This window comes from Rickettsia conorii str. Malish 7 (assembly GCF_000007025.1).
In the GTDB taxonomy this organism is placed as follows: domain Bacteria; phylum Pseudomonadota; class Alphaproteobacteria; order Rickettsiales; family Rickettsiaceae; genus Rickettsia; species Rickettsia rickettsii.
This window is the reverse complement of record NC_003103.1, coordinates 263,582-287,218: the sequence shown is the minus strand read 5'-3', so window position 1 is coordinate 287,218 and position 23,637 is coordinate 263,582. Positions and strand designations below refer to the sequence as shown.

Here is a 23,637-nt window from a genome sequence, read left to right as displayed (position 1 = left end):
TGAAATTGATCCACGCAACAAAGCCTTCCTGCTTTTAGCTAGGAACGACATTTTAGAAAAAACCTATAACAAACTAGATAAAAAATATTTTGGATGATTAAATCCTCTACTTCATTAATACAAGATTCAAAACAAACTGCTTTACGAGAAGAATTAAAACAGCTGGCAGCAGCACTTAATAAACCTAAAAGTTTATTCAAATTCTTTAATCAAAATAACTTAGAAAGCGGAATTTATTTATACGGTCCGGTGGGCAGCGGTAAAACTATGCTCATGAATTCTTTTTGTGAAGAATTAACCACACCTAAAATAATAATACATTATCAGAACTTTATGCAGGAAATTCATAAATCTATGCATAAATTACAAACAGCAAATCAGAAAGATATCATCCCTAAAATTGCTAAAAACTATACTAAACAAACTAAAGTGTTATGTATAGATGAGTTTGAAATTAAAGATATTACTGATGCAATGATAATCGGTAGATTATTTAATGAATTAATAAAGCAAAATATTTTTATTTTTATAACTTCTAACACGAGTCCCAATAATCTGTACAAAGACGGATTACAACGAGAATCTTTCTTACCTTTTATAAAGATAATCAATAATACATTTTATGTTAAATATCTAGATAATCAACATGATTATCGATTTGATAAAGCGTTAAGAGTTAAAGAGGCAAGGATAATTTATCCTTTAACTTTAGAAAACCAAAACAAACTTGAAAAAATTATCACAGATATTAGTGATAATAATCTTGCTCCTCAAAATATACAGGTTCTAGGTAGAGAAATATCCTTTCAAAAAGTGCATAAAAGAATATTAGTAACAGATTATAATGAATTATTTACAAGAGGCCTAAGCTATATCGATTATGTTAATATTTGCCAAAATTTTAACGTTATTATAGTGGGGAACGTTCATACTATCGATTCTAACGATACAAATACAGCCGTTAGATTTATCAACTTTATCGATAATGCCTATTTCTATAAAATACTCTTATTTATGAGCCTAGAAGATAACCCAAATAAAATATATCAAGGTTCAGCACGAGCCGCAGAATTTAAACGCACTATTTCAAGACTAAATGAAATGAATAGCGAATCTTATTTATTAAATAATGATTTTAAGAATTAACTTCAATTTTCGCTAACAAAGCTCTTTAATTACTAATTAAAATTTATTTACAGATGACCTCTAAGAAACTTAATAAATTCATCAATATTGATCTTTATATCGTCTTCTAAATGCTCTTCTGTTGTCTGATGATCTACATAAAAAGGATAATAATCGCATGACATATAATTTGCCATTCTTTTATAAAAACTTCTAGAGGGAGTTGTACCGTGATCAATCTCTACTACTTTGCATTTTGGAGCCGCAAAAATAAAGTTAGCAAATCCTGATCCGTGCGATCCAACTATTATTTTTGCTTTATTAAAAAGCCGGGCCTGTTCATACGGGAAGGATAGCTCTAGATATATTACTTTCAAACCGGATCTCTCAATTTTTTCTATTAATTCCTCTTCATTAACTATTTTTCGGGTAGAAGCGTATTTACGAGAAATATATATTTTATCGTATACTTTACTATTATCTTTAATAAAAATATTTCTTAAATCTTTTTTTAACCATAAAGGCAAAGGTGTACCTTTTACCGGAATAAACGGTACAGATGGAACAATTAGTCTAGTAGCTTGAATTATACAGTCACTATTTACTATAAAAATCTTATCTTCCAGTATATTTAAATAATTTAATACTATCTCTAATGACTTAATTTGCCATGAATATTTTAAATTATTAATATAGATACGATCATATTCAAGAGCTGATTCTTTTAATATAATTAATCTAGGCAAAATTTGTAGCAGCCAATGATACCAATTTTCAGAACCAAAAGATAAAATTACTGCTAATTTTCCATTAAAATATAAAGGATTTTCAGTATTAATATCTCGTTTTTTTAATAAACGAGATCACCTAAGATTGTTTGAGTATCTTGTAGAATATAACCTTCTTGAGTTAAAATTCCACCTTCATTAATTACTGTGACGTTTGGTAACTCTAAAATAAATTGACCAGTATTTTTTTTCTTTAAATAGCTTTTTAATTTCTATGTTAGATTTTAGCGATTCTATGGAAATAAATTGATGTTTATTATTTAATGCGTAAGCATTACTAATATAGAGAAAGGTAAAAATTATGAATATAAAATATTCTCATGAAGAGAAAGAAAGGTAATTAACAACTTGCATTGCAAGCTTGGCAGCGACTTACTCTCCCATGCCTTATGACATAGTACCATTAGCGCTATGAGGTTTCACATTCGAGTTCGGGATGGGATCGTGTGTTTCACTCATGCTATAACCACCAAGCTAGCAATACAAACTTTTAAAAAGATAGATTTGTATTATAGTTTGCTGTTAATGTTGTTGCACGACTCAAAAAAATTCTCAACATCATATCTTAACTTTTACTACGATACTCAGCAAAATAATTCTCGCTGGATATCGTGGCAGGGCTACAGTATATAACATTAGTTATGCAATAACATTTTTATTAGTTGATAAAACTATTTAACCTGATAACTTTGTGAGTAGATACTACACTCTTATAACATTAACACTATATGCATATGTAATCTCACAGCAAAGTAAACCAATCGAGCTATTAGTATCGGTTAGCTACACACATTACTGTGCTTCCACACCCGACCTATCAACGTGGTGGTCTTCCACGGCTCTAATGGGGAAGTCTAGTTTTGAGGTGGGTTTCCTGCTTAGATGCATTCAGCAGTTATCCCTTCCGTACTTAGCTACCCAGCTGTGCCGTTGGCACGACAACTGGTCCACCAGGGGTACGTCCACCTCGGTCCTCTCGTACTAAAGGCAGATCCTCTCAAACTTCCTACACCCACGGCAGATAGGGACCGAACTGTCTCACGACGTTCTAAACCCAGCTCACGTACCACTTTAATCGGCGAACAGCCGAACCCTTGGGACCTTCTCCAGCCCCAGGATGTGATGAGCCGACATCGAGGTGCCAAACGATTTCGTCGCTATGGACGCTTGGAAATCATCAGCCTGTTATCCCCGGAGTACCTTTTATTCGTTGAGCGATGGCCCTTCCACTCGGGACCACCGGATCACTATGACCGACTTTCGTCTCTGCTCGTCTTGTCAGACTCGCAGTCAGGCTAGCTTATGCCATTGCACTCTAAAAGTTGATTTCCGACCAACCTGAGCTAACCATCGCGCGCCTCCGTTACTCTTTGGGAGGCGACCGCCCCAGTCAAACTACCCACCATGCATTGTCTCGGATCCTGATTCAAGGATCTCGGTTAGATGTCAAGCACCAAAAGGGTGGTATCTCAAGGGTGACTCCACAAAGGCTGACGCCTTCGCTTCGTAGTCTCCCACCTATCCTGCACATCTGATTCCTAACACCAGTGCAAAGCTATAGTAAAGGTTCACGGGGTCTTTCCGTCTGACCGCGGGAACTCCGCATCTTCACGGAGAATTCAATTTCGCTGAGTCGATACTGGAGACAGTGGGGAAATCGTTACGCCATTCGTGCGGGTCGGAACTTACCCGACAAGGAATTTCGCTACCTTAGGACCGTCATAGTTACGGCCGCCGTTCACTGGGACTTCAATTCAGAGCTTGCACCCCTCCTTTTAATCTTCCAGCACTGGGCAGGCGTCAGACCCTATACATCGTCTATTGACTTTGCAGAGCCCTGTGTTTTTAATAAACAGTCGCTACCCCCTAGCTTGTGCCACCTGCACATGGTTGCCCATATACAGGTCATCTTTCTTCCGAAGTTACAGATGCAATTTGCCTAGTTCCTTCAGCATCGTTCTCTCAAGCGCCTTGGTATACTCTACCTGTCCACCTGTGTCGGTTTCGGGTACGGTCTATAATGAAGGTGTTATTTCCTGGAAAATATTCACCGCACAATCAATCCAATAAGACTGTACAATTTACTATTTTCGTCACATCCTTCAGGTTCAGGAATATTAACCTGATTCCCATCGATTACGCCTTTCAGCCTCATCTTAGGGGCCGACTAACCTTGCGCAGATTAACTTTACGCAAGAACCCTTGGACTTTCGGCGAGAATGTTTCTCACATTCTTTATCGCTACTTATGTCAGCATTCTCACTTCCGATACCTCCAGCAAACCTCACGGTTCACCTTCGCAGGCTTACGGAACGCTCCGCTACCATTTATGCCAAATGCATAAACCCGCATCTTCGGTACATGACTTGAGCCCCGTTACATTGTTGGCGCAAGAAAACTTATTTAGACTAGTGAGCTATTACGCTTTCTTTAAATGATGGCTGCTTCTAAGCCAACATCCTAGTTGTTTTGGTCTTCTCACATCCTTTAACACTTAGTCATGATTTAGGGACCTTAGATGGCGGTCTGGGCTTTTTCCCTCTCGACTATGGACCTTAGCACCCATAGTCTGTCTGCTATGCTGTACTCATCGACATTCGGAGTTTGATTGAGTTTGGTAAGTCTGTGGGACCCCCTAGCTCATTCAGTGCTCTACCTTCGATGGTAATCGCTATAACGCTCTACCTAAATAGATTTCGCGGAGAACCAGCTATATCCGAGTTTGATTGGCCTTTCACCCCTAACCACAGCTCATCCCCTACTTTTTCAACAGTAGTGGGTTCGGTCCTTCAGTGGATTTTACTCCGCTTTCAACCTGGCCATGGCTAGATCACCCGGTTTCGGGTCTAATTCATCTAACTAAACGCCCTATTCAGACTCGCTTTCGCTACGCCTACACCTAACGGCTTAAGCTTGCTAGATAAACTAAGTCGCTGACCCATTATACAAAAGGTACGCCGTCACAAGACATATAAATACGCTTGCTCCGACTGCTTGTAAGCATTTGGTTTCAGATACTATTTCACTCCCCTTGTCGGGGTACTTTTCACCTTTCCCTCACGGTACTTGTTCACTATCGGTCACTAGAGAGTACTTAGGCTTAGAGGGTGGTCCCCCTATGTTCAAACAGGATTTCACGTGTCCCGCCTTACTCAAGGACTTCAAACTTTTTACCTATACGGGACTATCACCCTCTATGGTCAACCTTTCCATGTTGTTTTAGTTATTTTTTTGAAGCCACTGGCCTGATCCGCGTTCGCTCGTCACTACTAACGGAGTCTCGGTTGATGTCCTTTCCTCCAGCTACTTAGATATTTCAGTTCGCTGGGTTTGCCTCATATAGCTATGTATTCACTATACAATACCTAATAAATTAGGTAGGTTTCCCTATTCGGAAATCTTCGGATCAAAGTTTATTCGCAACTCCCCGAAGCTTATCGCAGCGTATTACGTCCTTCATCGCCTTCTAGTGCCAAGGCATCCACCAAATGCTCTTATTATATTTACTTATGCTTTTAACTTGAGATTACACAATGCATACAGAATTAATTTCACAATTATTTTTCTTATTTTCAGCATCTACTCACGATATAAATTTTTATTATCGCGGTGTATTTAGTTTTTAGCTTTATCAACTTTTTAAACAGCTACAAAGTTTTACGTTTCAAACTTTGTGTGATGATTTTATATCTATATTTTTAAAGCTTGTCAAACACTAATTTCAAATAATTTTAATTTTATTTCTTATGAGAGGGCTTAAAGTTATTTTAACCTCTTTTTAAAATAGGCTTTGTCGGCTTTTTGTTTAGATTTGTGGTCCCTAATTTTGTATCTACATTACCGCCTAAATCTTCAAACAAAAATCTGCCTTTTTGTAAAATATGATTTACTGCTGTCATTTCTCCTTCTCTATTTATCAAACCGCTTTGAGTTTTAACCCATAATAATTTACCGTCTTTTCTAAAGACTGGATTTTCATCAATTGCACAATCTTTAGTTATACTTAAATTACCGTTCTTATCAAATTTACCTAAAATATTTTTCTGTAAATCAGCAAATACGGCATGAGCGTATAATTTTGAAATTTCTTTTATTTGCTTTGGATCGTTTATATGTGCGCCGGCTTTGTTAATAAATCCGCTAATTTCATATTGAGATGTTTTACCATGTGGAGTTTTTTTCACAAGAAATTAAGTTTCCGTCAGTAGCTTAGTTTGATCCTCTACTTCATCATCTACTATATTAATTACTTTCCTTTTTAAAGAATCAATATCACTATTCTTTTCAAACTTTGAGGTAAACTCCTTAACGTCTCAATTATCATTAAACCTAACTTCTTTTTTATCTTTACCCATAATAATACTCTTATTTTAATACTGTATCTTTTAAAATATTTGTACCACGTAAAAATTCTTCTATATTCAAAGCTTTTTTACTCTCTTGCTGAAGTTTTTTCACTCGTAATATACCGCTTCCACAAGCTATTTCCAGCTTATCACTAATAACGGTACCGGAAGTAAAGTGATGATCCGCATTTAAATATTCTGCTTCAAGGATTTTAATTATTTTATCATTATAACTAAAATATGCTCCGGGCCAAGGATTCATGCCCCTTATTTTACAATCTATTTTATATGCGGATTCATGCCAATTAATTTTTCCTTCTTCTTTAGTTAATTTATGAGCATACGTAACGCCGTCACTTGGCTGTGTTATTGGTACTATATTATCGATATTTGCAAGTGTTTTAATTAATAACTCCGCTCCGAGATTTGCACATTTGTTATGCAGTTCTTCCAATGTTATTCTTTCTTCTAAATCAAAATCTTCTTTCATCAATATATCACCTGTATCAAGCCCTGTATCCATACGCATAATACATACACTACTTTTCCGGTCACCCTCTATAATAGTACGCTGCAGAGGAGCCGCTCCTCTGTGACGAGGCAAATCGGATGGATGGATATTAAGACAGCCGTATTTCTTAGCTTCTAATATAGCTTTCGGCACAATAAAACCATAGGCAATAACAACTATAATATCAGCATTAACTTTATTAATTAGATTTATTATTTCATCATTACGAAGAGTAGAAGGAGTATAAACAGGAATTTGATGCTCAAATGCTAATTGATGTATTGGAGATTTAGCTAAGTTAAGTCCTCTGCCCTTAGCTTTAGGTTGCTGTGTAAAAACAGCTTTAACTTCGTGATGAGTTATAAGTTTTTTAAGAGCGGGAACAGCGAATTCAGGCGTTCCCATAAAGATTACTTTCACACTATATTATTTTTGAGTTTCTTAAGCTTACGCAGTACTACATCTCTTTTTAAATTACTTAAATAATCAATCATAAGCTTACCTTCTAAATGATCATACTCATGCTGGATAACTCTTGCAAGCCAATCATTTGCTTTAAGCTCTCGCGATTTACCATGATAGTCTAAATACCTAATCTTTATAGATTCCGGTCTTGCCACCTCAATACGTTGCTCCGGTAATGAGATACAACCTTCGTTAGCCGTAACTAGCTCTTCTGCTTTTTCTATTATTTCAGGATTCACTATAAAAAGCGGATAAAAATCTTTTGGTCTTGCTACCGAATCATGATCTTGTATATCAATTACTAAAATACGTTTCAATACCCCTACTTGTACTGCTGCAAGCCCTGCACCGTCTTCATGGTACATAGTTTTAAGCATATCATCCATAAATTTTCGTGTTTGATCGGTAAACTCTAAAACCGGCTGAGATTTCTGCTTTAATCTTTCATCAGGTGCCGTTACTATCGGTAATATTGACATAATTAAATCTTAATATTTAATTTTAATATACTATAAAATCACCAAAATGTAAAGAAAGCAAACCTGCCTAATTCCGGCAATAGTTGCATAATAAACTCACCTATTTGCAATAATTTGTCGAATTAATAATATTTAGTAAAAAATAATAGCAAATATCAGATAACATGTTAATAAATAAGGCTTGCATAAAATATAAGGAGGAATAATAATGCATTGGGGTGATATTGAAGAAATTGCCGAACAACTCGAAGAACATTGTAGCGATCAGTATAATGAAAAAAAAATTTCATTATTAAAGCTAGAGAAACTGATTAGAGATTTAAAGGACTTTGAAGATGGAGAGAAAAAAGTCGAAGAAGTTACATTAGAAGAAATTTTAGACAAATGGGAAGAATTACGTGAAGAAATTAGAGAAATCGATTAAGTAGCTTTTGAGTTATTTTCAGACATTTATAAATTAACTTTATAAAAATACATTATAATCAATAAAAATATAGCAACTGCCTGAAAAAAAACCCTTAAAGTCATTAACTTTGAACTAAATTTCTTATCAAACTTTCCTTCGATAGCCATCGATACTACCCCTATAATAAGAACCGCAACGGTTAAACCAATTGCAATTAATAACCACATCATAATTTATTACCAATATATCACTTTCCACACAAAGATTATATGCTTTTTCTCTTTTAAATCAATTATATAATATTTGAGATTTGATTAAAAAATTCACTAATTCCTCATTCAAGGAACACACATATCTAATTTATCAAATATAGATAATTCAACAATTACTTTAAAAGCAAAAGAGATATTAGGCTCTTGCGTTCTTATTAATTTTTGCTCAAAAATATCTAAAAATACAAATAATTTAATTTTCTGCACGCAAGAACCTAGAGTATTTTGAGAAACCTCGTCCTATTGCTAAAATATTTATTAATGCTCACGGTGGAACATGACTTTAAATTAAGCTTTCTGAGTTACACTATATATATTATCTATCAGTTTAACAAAAGCACCATTTCCTAAAACATTAGCACAAGTGATCACAGGATCAAATAAGATATAAAGAGCTGTAATCAGAGACATCATATTAGTATTAAAACCTAGATATTGTTCAAGTATAGGGAGCATTACAATAATTCTACCACCTGGTATAGCTGCTACTGAAAATTTTGCCAATACAAAATAAAAAGTAAAATAATTAAATAAAGTAGGTTCAGCTAATCCATAACTTTTTAGTATAGCATAAGCCAAAATCGATATGGCAAAACAATCGCCAACAAGATGAATATTGACTGTTATTGGTCAACGGTACGAGCGAGTGCTTTATTATTTGTATTATTTTCCGCTCCTATTATACTAAGTGGCATCACTAGACATTGCACTAAATCCACTTATAGACGCTGGCATCATATTAATAAGGCTAGCTATGCATTCCTTAACTCGACAGTTACTTAAAATAAAATAAGCAAGAAAGATATAACCAAACTGAGCAAATACGATCGTCACAAATAGGAGAGATCATTGATAAAGCGAATTGATATATGTATATACCTACATAATAACTTATGAAGGTAGAACAAACATTAGACCCACATACTAGTAATAATATTAAGAAAACTATACGTGTTGCATCTTTGGCTAGCATTACAACAGATTTAAAAAGTAAACCAAAAATAATTAAAGGCAGAAATAATCCAATTATAGAAATAGATAGACTTATTGAATACAATAACCTTTGTACTTCTAAACTCATTAGTGGGTTTAACAATATGATAGCTTATGATAATAGCCATTAAAATAAGTGGCATTTTACGCAACATAAAACTTACCTAATAATTAGTTAATTTAAATCGATGAATATAATTAAAAGAAAGATATAGAGATATTGTTACCGGCTTAGACCGGCTATAGTAGTAAAAAAAGACTGGAAAGTTAATATTTGCATATTAATTCAATATACAGTTATTATAGAGAGAAAAATTAGTGTTACAATACTTTTCTAGAAGTTCTTTTGGGGGGGTATTGTTAACTAAAAGCAGATCAATTAATAAATTAACGTCATTGCGAGGAAAATTACAAAGTAATTTGTACGTCCGCAATCTCAGGAGTTTTATTATTTCATGAGATTGCCACGTAGCCTATGGCTGCTCGCAAGGAATTGTTGCGTGAAGCAATTTCACCTCTGTCATCCCGTGGCTTGACCACGGGGTGACACAGTGGGTTTTACCGGTCCACGCAACAATACCTCCTCGCAATGACGACTTAGGTATCTATGCAAAATGCTTTCGCAAGAATGACATCGAGAGCTTTTTAAGAGCTATGCGGGAATAACAACGCCTCAGCCCTTACACCTCTTCAGATTGCTCTAATCCCTCTTCCTCTAACTCACTATCTTCTTCACTTTCAGCAGTTTCAGCAATTAAAGAGACAGACACGACTTTTTCACCATCATCTAGCTTAAATAGGATTACGCCGCTAGTGTTACGTCCCGTAATACGTACTGACTCAAGTTTACAGCGAATTAACTTACCGCTATTGGTAATCAGCATTAACTCATCATCCATTTTAACCGGCATAACACCGACGACTAAACCAGTTTTGTCGTTAATATCCATATTGATTATACCGCTACCGCCACGGTCAGTAATTCTATAGCCATAAGCTGAGCTTCTCTTACCAAAACCGTTCTCAGTTACGGTTAAAATGAATTCTTCGGAATTTGCCATTTCTACAATAGCCGGGGCAGTTAAGCTTACGCCAAGTTCTTCAGGATTAAACGCCTCACCTTTAGCAATCTCTAGTCTCTGCTCCCACGGCACGGATAAATAAGCATCTCTATCCTCTTTTGTACTACTAATACCTTTAAGCACAGTCATAGAAATTACGGAATCCTCTTTGGCAAGCTTCATACCTCGTACCCCATCAGAAGTACGGCTCTTAATAACACGCAGCGATTCAACAGGGAATCTTAAAGCTTTACCGGCTTTGGTAGCAAGTAAAATATGCTCGTCTTCTTTACATGGTTTTACGTCTATTAATTTATCGTCCTCATCAAGCCTAATAGCAATTTTACCGTTCGACTGAAGCTTTTTGAAATCTAATAAATCGCTTCTTCTGATATTACCTTTGGCAGTTGCGAACATAATGTTTAAATTATCCCTCTCATCCTGATTTTCAGGTAGCGGCATAATATTCGTAATATGCTCATTTGCTTTCAGCGGTAATATATTAACCATCGGTCTACCCTTACCCTGCGGATTACTTAAAGGCAGTTTATACAGTTTTAAACTATAAACCTGACCGATATTTGAGAAGAACAACATAGGAGTATGGGTACTACCGACAAAAACTTGCGTGGTAATATCTTCATCACGCATTGAAAGCCCTGATCTTCCTTTACCGCCACGTTTTTGCGCACGATAGCTACTTAGAGGTACACGCTTGATATACCCGCCAAGCGTTACGGTTACAACCATTTCTTCACGCTGAATTAAATCTTCTATATCTTGATCAAATTCGCCGAATTCAATTGAAGTAAGACGAGGAGTCGCAAATTCTTCTTTAACTTTAATGAGCTCTTCCTTTAAAATTTCAAGTAACCTTGTACGAGAGCCAAGTATATTAAGATATTCGGTGATTTCCGTAATGAGGTTCTTTAAATCCTCTTCAAGCTTGTTTTTCTCCATAGCGGTCAGGCGTTGCAATCTCATTTCTAAGATTGCCTTAGCTTGCACTTCGGTAAAGTTACATTTACCCTGCTCGTTTAACATTGCTTTATCATCAACCAACTTTACAAGAGGTAGGATATTTAATGCTTCCCACTGACGAGCCATTAATTCTTGTTTAGCTGCATTCGAGTCATTTGAAGCTTTAATAATACGTATTATTTCATCGATATTACTAACGGCAATAGTTAGTCCTAGTAAAATATGAGCTCTATCTCTTGCTTTATTGAGTAAATATATAGTACGGTTAGTAATTACTACTTCCCTAAAACTAACGAAAGCTGCAATTACTTCTTTCAAATTCATCACTTTCGGTAGCCCGTCTTTAAGAGCAAGCATAATAACACCGAAGCTAGTTTGTAGCTGCGTACATGCGTATATTTGATTTAAGACTACTTCAGCAACTACGTCTTTCTTTAACTCAATAAAAATCCTTACACCGTTTTTATTCGATTCATCACGTAAATCACTTATACCTTCTATACGCTTTTCCTTAACCATTTCAGCGATTTTCTCAACGAGCCTTGCCTTATTTACCATATACGGTATTTCGGTAATAATAATTGCTTGACGGTTATTACCGATATTCTCAATCTCGGCTCGACCTCGCATAATGATACTCCCTCTACCGGTAAGATATGCCGATCTAATACCGCTAATGCCTAAAATCATTGAACCTGTAGGAAAATCCGGTCCTTTAACAACTTCAAGTAAATCTAATATTTCTATATCGTTATTATCTATATATAAACAGCACGCATCGATAACCTCACCAAGATTATGAGGCGGGATATTAGTTGCCATACCGACCGCAATGCCTCCGCTACCGTTCACCAATAAATTGGGAAACATTGCAGGAAGTACGGAAGGCTCTTCTTCAGAACCATCGTAATTAGGGTTAAAGCTGACAGTCTCTTTATCGATATCCTCTACGAGCTTATACGAAACTTTGGCCATTCGAGATTCGGTATATCTCATTGCTGCCGCCGCATCACCATCCATCGAACCGAAATTACCCTGCCCGTCTACAAGCGGTAAACGCAAGGAAAAATCTTGTGCCATACGTACTAACGCGTCGTAAATAGCACTATCACCGTGCGGATGGTATTTACCCATCACGTCACCGACTATTCTAGCGGATTTTCTATAAGGTTTACTAGCATGATTACCGGCTTCATGCATGGAATAGATAATTCGGCGATGTACCGGCTTTAAGCCGTCCCGAACATCCGGTATAGCTCTACTTACTATAACGCTCATAGCATAATCAAGATAAGATACTTTCATCTCATCTTCGATATTTACCGGTACTAAATTAGAAGAAGATTTATCAGTCACGATTACTTAGCCTTAAATTTAATGAATTATATTTAATAATAGAGACATAATAAATTTCTTTCAAGGATTGCTTGTATTTATAATCGTGGCATTATTGCTAAGTTACCGATGTCATTGCTGCGGGACATTGTTGCGCGGATGCTGATGTCATTCCTGCGAAAGCAGGAATCTAGTTTTTTAAGCAAATTATATACTAAATTTTTATGTAATTTTCTTTGTTTTATCATTTTTTACTGGATTCCCGCTTGCGTGGAAATGACATAAACGAACCATACAACAAGGCCTTTAGTCGCTTACAATGACGACATCAACCGTTTCTATGCAATAACATAATCGTAAAAGTTAACAAACTTTATTATATATTAGAATTATTTTATACTTTCTAAATATAATGAACGCTGCTCTATTCTTGTTATCTCATCTACCGTTACCTGTTCTGCTAACCTTTGTTTAAACTTAGATCTTAGTTTTTCTAAATCTTTATTTTTCTTAGAGAACGGTAATATTTTAGATAATAATTTATTATTTTTGTTGAACATGTAGTTGCTTCCGTGATTACACTTAAATTGCTCAAGTTTTAACCACCGAAGATTTTCACTTCGGGTGGTTGGGACGTTCAAAGAACCGTCACAGAACAGTTATAATAGCTTTTAGGTTTAAAGCTTACACTTTAAACCTTGTACATAGCTACTATATTATCCCCCGACCATGAAGTCGAGGATTATACCATTTATACGGCTGATAATACCGCTTAGGATAGAGGCTTTGAAACCCCGGAATAACGTCACCGCTATTCTTGCAAGAGATTTTAGCCAATTTTTTGAAATATCAATTAGCTATCCATGTCATTCCTGCGTGGAGCAGTTTTTTTGTCATTGCGAGGAAAATTACATAGTAATTTGACGCAGCAATCTTGAGAAGAATTCCTGAGATTGCCACGCTCACTAACGTTCGCTCGCAATGACGACTTGATATCCACGCAACAAAACCTCCGCGGGAATGACATCGAGCTGGTTTTACCAAACCACTTAACAAAGCTTGTAGTTGATATAATGATAAATTTTAAGAATGTTCCTCTTCTTGCTATTTATACCAAAGTTCGGCATAATAGCCTTTGTGCTGTAGCAAGGTTTTATGGTTGCCCCGCTCAACTATATAACCGTTATCTAAAACGATAATCTCATCTGCATCGATAATAGTTGAGAGTCTATGGGCAATGATAAGGGTAGTATGGTGATCCGAGATCTCTTTAAGGCGTGCTTGAATTAGCTTTTCGGCTTTTAGTACCAAGCGAACTTGTTGCCTCATCAAACATATATTGCTGGATTTTTTAAGATGGTTCTTGCAATTGCAATACGCTGTTTCTCACCGCCCGAAAGCTTTAAGCCTCTCTCGCCTACCTGCGTCTCATACCCTTCGGGTAACGTGCTAATAAACTCATGAATATGAGCATTTTTGCTGCTATAACTTCATCGTAGCTTGCTGGATTATTACCGTATGCGATGTTGTAATATATCGCGTATCGTTAAACAGTACCGTATCTTGTGGGACAATTCCAATAGATTTACGCAGCGATTGTTGCGTGACTTCTCTTATATCCTGACCATCAATAGTAACATTGCCGCTATTAATATTGTAAAACCTAAAAAGCAAGCGTGATATCGTCGATTTCCCTGTCCCGCTACTACCGACTACTGCTAAAGTTTTACCGCTCTTGATCGTAAAACTTATATTATGTAAAATCGGACGTGCCTGATTATAAGCAAAGCTAACATTATCGAAACTAACCGCACCTTTTAAGATAATTAGCTCCTTAGCGTTCAAAGCATCCTCTACTTCTACAGGTATATCAAGCAGCTTAAACATATCTTCCATACTAACTAGAGCGTTTTTAATTTCTCTATAAGCAAAGCCAAGTATTGAAAGCAGAATTGATAGCTGAAATAGATAAGTATTAACCATTATTAAATCGCCGACGGTCATTTTATTTTGGTTAATAGCATTTGCTGAAAGTATCATAAGACTAACAAGCCCTAAGGATATTATAACATCCTGCCAGATCTTTAAAATCGATATGCTGTTAGTATAGTTTTAGTAGCTGATTTTTCATAAGTTTGTAAAACCTCATTAAACTTTATCGCCTCATATTCTTCATTACCGAAATATTTAACGGTCTCAAAATTCAGTAAACTATCGATTGCTCTATTATTGGCGGTGTTATCGCTTTGGTTTTATTTCCCTTGCAAAAGAAATACGCCAAACACTGATTAGGCAAATATAACCTAAACTATCATTGTTATTAAAATAGTTACGGCAAACCAAATACTGTAAACATACCATAACATCCCGCTTACTAATATAATTTCTACGCTTGTCGGAAAAATATTAAATAACGAATACCGCAGTACCACTTCAATACCTTTAGTACCACGCTCTATTGACCTACTTAAGCCCCCTGTGTTTCTAGTAATGTGAAAACGCATACTTAAAGCATGTACTTAAAGACATTTAGAGCAACTAAGCGAGTTGCTTGATGCCCTACTTTTGAAAAAATGATATTTCGTAATTCACTGTTGAACAAGTATTTTTGTTCCGCCATATGCAACAATAATCCCGATCATAACCGAAAGAGCAAAGTTCTTATTTAGCCCATTTATTATATATTTATAAACAATAGGAACGAAAATATTTATTACTTTAGCTATGACTAGACAAATAAGAGAGGTAACAATACGCAGGCGTATATCAAAATCCTTCGACCATAAATACGGCAGAAGTAGAGAGAATGAATTTTTGCGAGTTTTATTTTTGAACATTTTTTGGTAGTTTTCAGCACCATTGCAAGCGGGCATTGCTCGCGTGGATACTAAATCGTCATTGCGAGCGACCGTAGGGAGCGTGACAATCTCATCAAATAATAACAAACTCCTTAGATTGCTTCGTCAATTACTTCGTAATTTCCTTGCAATGACGTTTTTATGAATTACGCTCCGGCAGCAGGTGAAGTCGTCTTTGGCTGATTTTCTAACAGCTTATCTAACCTTCCCTCTTTTTCAAGATCAAACAGAGCATCACAACCGCCAACATGCATATTATCTATAAATATCTGCGGGACGGTCTTTTTTCCACCGGATTTCTTAATAAATTTTTCTTTCTCTTCCTGAGTAAAGTTACTTACTTCAATTTCCTCATAAGCAACATTTTTCTCATCAAGCAATGCTTTAGCTTTTATACAATAAGGACAACTAGCGAGAGTATAAACAATAATTGTGTGTAATATAGCTTTATTCATAATGTTATATTTTTTTGTGAGATTTTAATATATTATCTTAAACTATAGTTTTTAAAGCAAGTAAAAATGCATGAATAATTTTTCTATTATCTCAGAATATAAACCGGCAGGCGATCAACCAAAAGCAATAGATGAAATTATAGCAGGGTTAAGTAGCAAAAAACGCTCACAAATGTTGCTTGGTATTACGGGATCAGGCAAAACCTTTACTATGGCAAATATTATAGAGAGAACTAATCGTCCTACTCTTATTATGGCTCATAATAAAACTTTAGCTGCCCAAATCTATTCAGAGATGAAATCGCTTTTTCCAAAGAATGCCGTTGAATACTTTGTCTCATATTATGATTATTACCAGCCCGAAGCTTATATAGCACGCACCGATACTTTTATAGAAAAAGACTCATCAATTAACGAACAAATTGATTTAATGCGTCATGCCGCTACAAGATCGCTATTAGAGCGTCGTGACGTTATAGTAGTTTCTTCCGTTTCCTGTATTTACGGCCTTGGCTCTCCCGATTTATATTACCAAATGATGGTTAATCTAGAGCCTGGTCAAAGCTACCCTCGTGATCAGCTACTAAACGATTTGATAAATCTACAATATGAGCGTAACGATATCGGATTTGAGCGTGGCTGTTTTAGAGTTAAAGGCGACAACATCGATATTTTCCCCTCACATTACAGCGATAAAGCTTGGCGTTTATCGTTTTTCGGTAATGAACTCGAATATATCCATGAATTTGATCCCCTAACAGGTGAAAAACTTGCTAAGCTCGATAAAGCTATGGTTTTTGGTAATTCACATTTTGTGATGCCTCAAGAAACAGTCAATAATGCCATATCAGGTATTGAAGAAGAATTACAAAAACGCTTAGAGTTTTTAAAGTCACAAGACAAACCACTTGAAACTCAAAGGCTAAATCAACGTACTCAATATGATCTTGAAATGTTAACGGAAACCGGCAGCTGTAAAGGCGTTGAAAACTACTCTCGCTTTTTCACAGGACGTAATGCCGGTGAGCCGCCTCCTACATTATTCGAATACCTACCAGAAGATGCATTATTATTTGTTGATGAAAGCCATGTATCCGTACCGCAAATTAGAGCGATGTATAACGGCGATCGAGCAAGGAAAAAAGTTTTGGTAGAGCATGGGTTTCGTCTACCCTCTGCACTTGATAACAGACCTTTAAAATTTGAAGAATGGGACAAATTTAGACCACAAACTGTGTTTGTATCTGCAACTCCAGGACCGTTCGAGTTAGAAGAAACCGGCGGCACGGTTGTAGAATTGATTATCAGACCTACTGGGCTGCTTGATCCTGAATGTATTATCAAACCCGCTACTAACCAAGTTGAGGATTTAATTAGCGAAATTCAAACCACTATCGCTCAAGGTTTTCGTGTTCTAGTCACCACCTTAACTAAAAAAATGGCAGAAGATTTAACCGCCTATTTGCAGGAGCTAAAATATAAAACTTCTTATTTACATTCTAACGTTCATACTCTAGAACGTATAGAGATTTTACGAGATTTAAGACAAGGTACTATTGATGTTTTAGTCGGTATTAATCTATTAAGGGAGGGGCTTGACATCCCTGAATGCGGCTTAGTTGCTATACTTGATGCAGACAAAGAGGGGTTTTTGCGGTCGGAAGTATCGTTAATACAAACAATAGGAAGAGCTGCAAGAAATAGCGCGGGTAGAGTTATACTTTATGCCGATAAAATGACTAAATCTATCGATAAAGCCGTTAGTGAAACGTTGCGTAGAAGGCAAATTCAGCAAGAATATAATGAAAAACACGGCATAATTCCAAAAACCATCAACCGTGCTATTCACGCTTTAGCAGAATTTGAGAAAATCGATAGTAAGCTTGATAAAAAACAAGCTCATACTTTATTTGATAATCCTGCTAAGCTAAAAACCCATATTGATAAATTAAAGAAAGAAATGCTTAAAGCCGCAAGTAATCTTGAATTTGAACAAGCCGTAAAACTTCGTGATCAGCTAAAAACTCTAGAAGAGGCGGCACTCGAGTTGAGTTAATGGTGTACGTTGTGGATACCAAAATCGTCATCGTCATTGCGAGGCAAAACTGTAAGTTTTGACAATCTCAGGAGTTTGTTATTATTTCATGAGATTGCCACGCAGCCTATGGCTGCTCGCAATGACTATTCAGTGTCCACACGGGCAATACCATTAACAACACCTAAAACTCCTACGATGATACGGTGATAAGCCATGTATATTAATAGCTTCGATATGTTCTTTGGTACCGTAGCCGGAATTTTTATGCCATAAATATTGGGGAAATTCAGCACTTAAGTCTAGCATCAAACGATCCCTAGTAACTTTTGCAACAATAGAAGCCGCAGCAATTGATAATGATAAATTATCACCGTTAATTATACTGACAAATCTTTCATCCTTAAACTGCATATTACCGTCAACTAACACTATTTCTGGCTCAAGGCTAAGATTTGCTACAGCAATAGAACAAGCTTTTTTAGTTGCCTCTAATATATTAATATCATCAATTTCGGTATGAGAAATAATAGCAGTTGCCCAAACATAATTACTAGTGATTTGTTCATATAGTAATTCTCTTTTCTTTTTGGAAAGCTTTTTAGAATCTTTAATTCCCGTTATAATATTGGCGTTATCTACTATAACGGCACTTGCTACTACCGGACCTGCAAGCGGTCCTCTACCTGCTTCATCTATACCTGCTACAATACAGTTATGATATTTTTTTTCAAAATGTAATAGATCTACTTCCATAATTGTATTTTTTTAATTTTTGATATATGATAGAGCAGTTTAGAATTACAAAAAAGGAAAAGTGCAAAATTATTTTCAATTATTAGGACTTCCGCAAGAGTATAATATTAACTTAAAGATATTAGAAAAGCAATATTTTGCTATGCAGGTAAAATATCATCCCGATAAAGCAAAAACTTTGCAGGAAAAGGAACAAAATCTAATTACTGCGGCTGAATTAAATAACGCTTACTCTACTCTTAAAGATGCCTTAAAGCGCGCTGAATATATGCTGCTTTTGCAAAATATAAATTTGAATGACGAAAAAACACGTAGTTTACTTTCGCCTCTAGAATTAAGCATATTCTGGGATGAAATGGAAATAATCGAAAATACTATCTTATTTAGTGATTTAGAAAAAATAAAAGACAAATATGAATTAATGAAAAAGCTTGAAATTGATTCTTTAAAACAAGCTTTTGAAGAACAAAATCTATCAGACGCAACTATAAAAACTAGCAAGCTTAAATATATTGGAACATTGCTGCATAAACTGCAAGAAAAAATAAAATCATGCAAATAATAGAAATTAGGGAACCGGAGCAAGCTGATTTTAAGCAAGAACGGCAAATAGCAGTCGGTATCGATTTTGGCACTACTAACTCATTAATAGCTATTGCAGCTAATAGACAAGTTAAAGTTATTAAATCTATAGATGATAAAGAATTAATCCCAACTACTATAGATTTTACAAGTAACAATTTTACTATAGGTAATAATAAAGGACTGCGTTCTATTAAAAGACTATTCGGTAAAACATTAAAAGAAATTCTAAATACTCCGGCACTTTTTTCGTTAGTTAAAGATTATCTAGATGTAAATAGTAGTGAGCTTAAGCTAAATTTTGCAAATAAACAACTAAGAGTCCCTGAAATTGCAGCAGAAATTTTTATTTACCTAAAAAATCAAGCAGAAGAACAATTAAAGACTAATCTAACTAAAGCAGTAATAACAGTACCTGCACATTTTAACGATGCAGCAAGAGGCGAAGTAATGCTTGCGGCTAAAATAGCAGGTTTTGAAGTATTAAGGCTAATTGCCGAACCTACTGCAGCTGCCTATGCTTACGGCTTAAACAAAAATCAAAAAGGCTGTTATTTAGTATATGACCTAGGCGGCGGTACTTTTGACGTATCTATTCTTAATATACAAGAAGGTATTTTTCAAGTTATAGCAACAAACGGCGATAACATGCTTGGTGGCAACGATATAGATGTAGTAATTACACAATATCTTTGCAATAAATTTGATTTACCTAATTCTATAGATACTTTACAACTTGCAAAAAAAGCAAAAGAAACTTTAACATATAAAGATAGTTTTAATAATGATAATGTATCAATTAATAAGCAAATATTAGAGCAATTAATTTTACCCTTAGTAGAACGTACTATCAATATAGCTCAAGAGTGTTTAGAACAAGCAGGAAATCCAAATATAGATGGAGTTATTTTAGTAGGGGGTGCAACCCGCATTCCTTTAATAAAAGACGAATTATATAAAGCATTTAAAATAGATATTCTATCAGATATCGATCCTGATAAAGCAGTTGTATGGGGGGCTGCATTACAAGCAGAAAATTTAATAGCACCCCATACAAATTCATTATTGATTGATGTAGCACCTTTATCGCTGGGTATGGAATTATATGGCGGTATAGTTGAAAAAATCATCATGCATAATACTCCGATTCCTATTTCGGTCGTAAAAGAATTTACGACTTATGTCGATAATCAAACCGGTATACAATTTCATATATTACAAGGTGAACGTGAAATGGCTGCCGATTGCCGCAGTTTAGCCCGATTTGAGTTAAAGGGACTTCCTCCTATGAAAGCAGGCTATATTAGAGCCGAAGTTACTTTTTCTATTGACGCAGACGGTATATTATCCGTTTCTGCTTATGAGAAAATCAGCAATACATCACATGCTATAGAAGTAAAGCCAAATCACGGTATTGATAAAACGGAGATTGATATTATGTTAGAAAACGCGTATAAAAATGCTAAAATAGATTATACTACAAGATTATTACAAGAAGCAGTAATTGAAGCAGAGGCTTTAATCTTTAGCATAGAACGTGCTATAGCGGAATTAACAATTTTATCATCGGAAAGTGAGATATCTATAATTAATTCTTTATTAGATAATATAAAAGAAGCCGTACACGCTAGAGATTGGATCTTAATTAATAATTCTATTAAAGAGTTTAAATCCAAAATAAAAAAATCTATAGATACAAAGTTTAATATAATAATTAATGATTTGCTAAAAGGCAAAAATATCAATCAAATTAAATAGCCTCAGTTATATATAAAATATTATATATAATCGAACTAATTTAGATAAGGAAAAATAAGAAGAATGTCAGGAAAAATAAAAGTAACATTTATTATAAATGATGGAGAAGAAAAAACAGTAGAAGCACCGATAGGGCTTTCTATTTTAGAAATTGCCCATAGTAACGATCTAGACCTTGAGGGAGCTTGTGAAGGATCGCTTGCTTGTGCTACTTGTCACGTTATTTTAGAAGAAGAATTTTACAACAAATTAAAAAAACCTACGGAAGCAGAGGAAGATATGCTTGACTTAGCCTTTGGTCTTACCGATACTTCTAGATTGGGATGTCAAATTATTTTAACCGAAGAATTAGACGGCATAAAAGTACGCATTCCTGCTACTACTCGTAATATAAAATTATAATGGATTAAAAAAGTGATACGTAAAATACTTCTTTTTGTGTTTTTAGCCTTTACTATAATATGGTTTGCAACTGCATATACTATAAAAAATAACGTTGTAAGTTTAATGAAGAATTCTGAATCCGATAATCTTAAAATATCTTATAATGTAGTTAAGTTTTCAGGCTATCCTTTTAATTGGAAAATTACCGTAACAGATCCTAAAGTAAAATTAATTGATCATGTAAATTCTAAAGAATTTACATGCGAAAATATTGTCCTAAATATAGCTTTTAGTACTAAAAGAGCCGTTCTTAATTTCGGTCCTTTTATTAGAGAAGTCGATAATTACGGCGACAAAACATTTACCTATGATGTACGCAGCGATGATGACATAAAGGGTATAGGAAAATTTAATAAACCTTTATATAAAATATCAAAAGATGATAATTTAAAAGAAATATTAAAATCAATTCAGTTAAATAATAAAGCATTATTGATATTTAAAGATAATCAAGAAATCTTCAAAATTAATGATTTAGCATTTCTTATAAGAAAACAGAATTTAGCAAGTGAGGAAAATATATCCTTATTTTTAAACATGAATTATTATTCAGAAAAAGATATTTTGAATTTTAAAAATGCTAATTTAGATATTGCTGCTTCTTTAAAATTTGCTGAAGACGGAGAAGATTCAGCTATTTTACAAAATTTTAATATAGAAAGATTTATTTTTACTTGTGATAATGATTCTAAAATTAATTTAAACGGTGATTTACAACTCTTTGCCAATAAATTACCGAAAGGAAAACTATATTTTGAGCTAGAAAATTATAATTCCATAGTTGATAAATTATTACCGAATAATATTATTTTTTCTAAGAACATAATTAAAACAATTATTGCTAAAGCAATTACTAAAGCTTCCGACGTGCAATTAAATACAGAGCAAAATGATTCAAATTCGGCTTACAAAAATATAGAAAAAGCTAAGTTTGATATTGAGTTTTCAGACAAAGGAATAAATATCGGTGCTATTAATTTATTAGAACTAAAACTTGGTGAACATAAAGAAGACCAAAATACCACAAATAATTCAAATTAGCTTTATGAACAATTTTAAACTAGCGACTATTATTAGCATATTTCTTATTTGCAGTAATATTTATGCTGCTCCAAAAGTCATTAAAATCGGTACCGGCTCTATTTTAAAAGGATATTATGCTATTGGACTTGATTTATGCAAGACTATTACAAATGACGATAAAAATAATGAACATATTACATGCGAAGTTGTTGCAACAAACGGTAGTATAGAAAATTTAAAATTATTACAACAAGGCAAAATTGATTTAGCCCTAGTGCAAGCTAATATTGCAGTAGAAGCATATGAGGGCATAGGTTATTATCACGATCAAGAAAAAATGCAAAATTTACGTCAGGTGCTTAATCTACATGATGAGTTTTTTACGGTTATTGTAAAAGATGAGGATACAATAAAAGGTTTTGCTGATATTGACGGAAAAAAAATAACTAACGGTCCAGCATTTTCCAGTAGTCATATTACTTATGATATCGTACGTTCTTTATATAAATTTGCTAAGGAACCTGAAGAGCTACACATTAATTATGAAGATTCTAGTGATCAACTCTGTAATAAGGAAATAGATGCTATAATAATGATGGTTGGACATTCTAACCCCTTAGTAAATTTAATAGCTAATAAGTGTAAAATTGATTTCATTTCTATTGACAATGATAAAATAACGGAATTAATAAAACAAAATAGAGCTTTTCATAAAGCCATACTTCATAAGGGCTTATATCCAGGGATTACCGATAATCAAACTACAGTAAAAGTATCGGCAATCCTAGTAACTAGAGATGAGGCAAATCGTGATATTTTAGATAAATTTATCGGAGCTTTTCATAGAAACGTAGCAAATTTTAAACTTTCTAATTACTTATTAAATAACCTGGACATTAACTATTTCGCCGATACTAAAAATTTTGTTCTACCAAAACATGATTCAGTAAGAAACAAAAACTAA

At 34.6% G+C, this 23,637-nt stretch carries 19 protein-coding genes, 2 rRNA genes and 2 pseudogenes; 9 read left to right on the top strand and 14 right to left on the bottom strand.

Annotation, left to right across the window (positions count from 1 at the left end):
• Positions 1-93: 93 nt before the first annotated feature.
• Positions 94-1,146, top strand: coding sequence for a cell division protein ZapE (gene zapE / locus RC_RS01435; protein WP_010976942.1), 1,053 nt, complete (start codon positions 94-96; stop codon positions 1,144-1,146).
• Between the two features lie 47 nt (positions 1,147-1,193).
• On the opposite strand, the gene RC_RS01430 is transcribed toward zapE, so the two are convergent.
• The 6 genes from RC_RS01430 to def form a co-directional block, all read right to left on the bottom strand.
• On the bottom strand, positions 1,194-1,871 hold the full coding sequence (locus RC_RS01430; protein ID WP_010976941.1) for a glycosyltransferase family 61 protein: 678 nt from the start codon (positions 1,869-1,871) through the stop codon (positions 1,194-1,196).
• A 401-nt stretch (positions 1,872-2,272) separates the two neighbouring features.
• A 5S ribosomal RNA gene (gene rrf / locus RC_RS01425) occupies positions 2,273-2,387 on the bottom strand.
• A gap of 274 nt (positions 2,388-2,661) precedes the next feature.
• A 23S ribosomal RNA gene (locus RC_RS01420) occupies positions 2,662-5,422 on the bottom strand.
• A gap of 258 nt (positions 5,423-5,680) precedes the next feature.
• Positions 5,681-6,097: a hypothetical protein gene (locus tag RC_RS01415; RefSeq protein ID WP_010976940.1), complete on the bottom strand. Its 417-nt coding sequence runs from the start codon at positions 6,095-6,097 to the stop codon at positions 5,681-5,683.
• Positions 6,098-6,278: 181 nt separating this feature from the next.
• Complete coding sequence (gene fmt, locus RC_RS01410) at positions 6,279-7,190, bottom strand: methionyl-tRNA formyltransferase (RefSeq protein ID WP_010976939.1); 912 nt, start codon at positions 7,188-7,190, stop codon at positions 6,279-6,281.
• On the bottom strand, positions 7,187-7,714 hold the full coding sequence (def, locus tag RC_RS01405; protein ID WP_010976938.1) for a peptide deformylase: 528 nt from the start codon (positions 7,712-7,714) through the stop codon (positions 7,187-7,189). The genes fmt and def overlap by 4 nt, the downstream gene beginning before the upstream one ends.
• A gap of 208 nt (positions 7,715-7,922) precedes the next feature.
• Between def and RC_RS01400 the strand changes: the two genes are divergently transcribed.
• Entirely contained in the window at positions 7,923-8,138 is a 216-nt protein-coding gene (locus RC_RS01400) for a Fe-S cluster assembly protein IscX (RefSeq protein WP_010976937.1), read from the top strand.
• Between the two features lie 26 nt (positions 8,139-8,164).
• On the opposite strand, the gene RC_RS01395 is transcribed toward RC_RS01400, so the two are convergent.
• From RC_RS01395 to RC_RS01385, 3 genes are all read right to left on the bottom strand, one after another.
• Positions 8,165-8,350: a twin transmembrane helix small protein gene (locus RC_RS01395; RefSeq protein ID WP_010976936.1), complete on the bottom strand. Its 186-nt coding sequence runs from the start codon at positions 8,348-8,350 to the stop codon at positions 8,165-8,167.
• Between the two features lie 108 nt (positions 8,351-8,458).
• Positions 8,459-8,599, bottom strand: a complete 141-nt coding sequence (locus tag RC_RS01390; RefSeq protein ID WP_014273244.1) for a hypothetical protein — start codon at positions 8,597-8,599, stop codon at positions 8,459-8,461.
• A gap of 81 nt (positions 8,600-8,680) precedes the next feature.
• Positions 8,681-8,971, bottom strand: a complete 291-nt coding sequence (locus RC_RS01385) for a cation:dicarboxylate symporter family transporter (protein WP_010976935.1) — start codon at positions 8,969-8,971, stop codon at positions 8,681-8,683.
• A 314-nt stretch (positions 8,972-9,285) separates the two neighbouring features.
• Here RC_RS01385 and RC_RS01380 point away from each other — a divergent pair.
• Positions 9,286-9,553: pseudogene (locus tag RC_RS01380) on the top strand (hypothetical protein).
• A 512-nt stretch (positions 9,554-10,065) separates the two neighbouring features.
• On the opposite strand, the gene gyrA reads toward RC_RS01380, so the two are convergent.
• The 4 genes and pseudogenes from gyrA to grxC form a co-directional block, all read right to left on the bottom strand.
• Positions 10,066-12,783: a DNA topoisomerase (ATP-hydrolyzing) subunit A gene (gene gyrA, locus RC_RS01375; RefSeq protein ID WP_010976933.1), complete on the bottom strand. Its 2,718-nt coding sequence runs from the start codon at positions 12,781-12,783 to the stop codon at positions 10,066-10,068.
• A 368-nt stretch (positions 12,784-13,151) separates the two neighbouring features.
• Complete coding sequence (locus RC_RS09560) at positions 13,152-13,322, bottom strand: hypothetical protein (RefSeq protein ID WP_004996471.1); 171 nt, start codon at positions 13,320-13,322, stop codon at positions 13,152-13,154.
• A 544-nt stretch (positions 13,323-13,866) separates the two neighbouring features.
• A pseudogene (locus tag RC_RS01370) lies at positions 13,867-15,599 on the bottom strand (ABCB family ABC transporter ATP-binding protein/permease).
• Between the two features lie 167 nt (positions 15,600-15,766).
• A complete protein-coding gene (gene grxC / locus RC_RS01365; RefSeq protein ID WP_010976927.1) occupies positions 15,767-16,075 on the bottom strand; it encodes a glutaredoxin 3 in 309 nt (102 codons plus the stop codon).
• 70 nt (positions 16,076-16,145) lie between these two features.
• On the opposite strand from grxC, the gene uvrB reads away from it, so the two are divergent.
• The gene (uvrB, locus tag RC_RS01360; RefSeq protein ID WP_010976926.1) at positions 16,146-18,131 is read left to right on the top strand and encodes an excinuclease ABC subunit UvrB; all 1,986 of its coding nucleotides are present in this window, start codon (positions 16,146-16,148) and stop codon (positions 18,129-18,131) included.
• 153 nt (positions 18,132-18,284) lie between these two features.
• On the opposite strand, the gene RC_RS01355 is transcribed toward uvrB, so the two are convergent.
• Positions 18,285-18,866: a ribonuclease HII gene (locus RC_RS01355; protein ID WP_010976924.1), complete on the bottom strand. Its 582-nt coding sequence runs from the start codon at positions 18,864-18,866 to the stop codon at positions 18,285-18,287.
• Between the two features lie 61 nt (positions 18,867-18,927).
• On the opposite strand from RC_RS01355, the gene hscB reads away from it, so the two are divergent.
• The 5 genes from hscB to RC_RS01330 all read left to right on the top strand — a co-directional run bounded on the left by hscB (position 18,928) and on the right by RC_RS01330 (position 23,637).
• Complete coding sequence (gene hscB, locus RC_RS01350) at positions 18,928-19,428, top strand: Fe-S protein assembly co-chaperone HscB (RefSeq protein ID WP_004996487.1); 501 nt, start codon at positions 18,928-18,930, stop codon at positions 19,426-19,428.
• Complete coding sequence (hscA, locus tag RC_RS01345; protein WP_010976923.1) at positions 19,419-21,206, top strand: Fe-S protein assembly chaperone HscA; 1,788 nt, start codon at positions 19,419-19,421, stop codon at positions 21,204-21,206. Before hscB ends, hscA begins: the two co-directional genes overlap by 10 nt.
• Positions 21,207-21,269: 63 nt before the next feature.
• Complete coding sequence (locus tag RC_RS01340; RefSeq protein ID WP_010976922.1) at positions 21,270-21,608, top strand: ferredoxin family 2Fe-2S iron-sulfur cluster binding protein; 339 nt, start codon at positions 21,270-21,272, stop codon at positions 21,606-21,608.
• Positions 21,609-21,620: 12 nt separating this feature from the next.
• Entirely contained in the window at positions 21,621-22,691 is a 1,071-nt protein-coding gene (locus tag RC_RS01335) for an RP198 family tick cell line-upregulated protein (protein WP_010976921.1), read from the top strand.
• A gap of 4 nt (positions 22,692-22,695) precedes the next feature.
• Positions 22,696-23,637: a TAXI family TRAP transporter solute-binding subunit gene (locus RC_RS01330; protein WP_041471708.1), complete on the top strand. Its 942-nt coding sequence runs from the start codon at positions 22,696-22,698 to the stop codon at positions 23,635-23,637.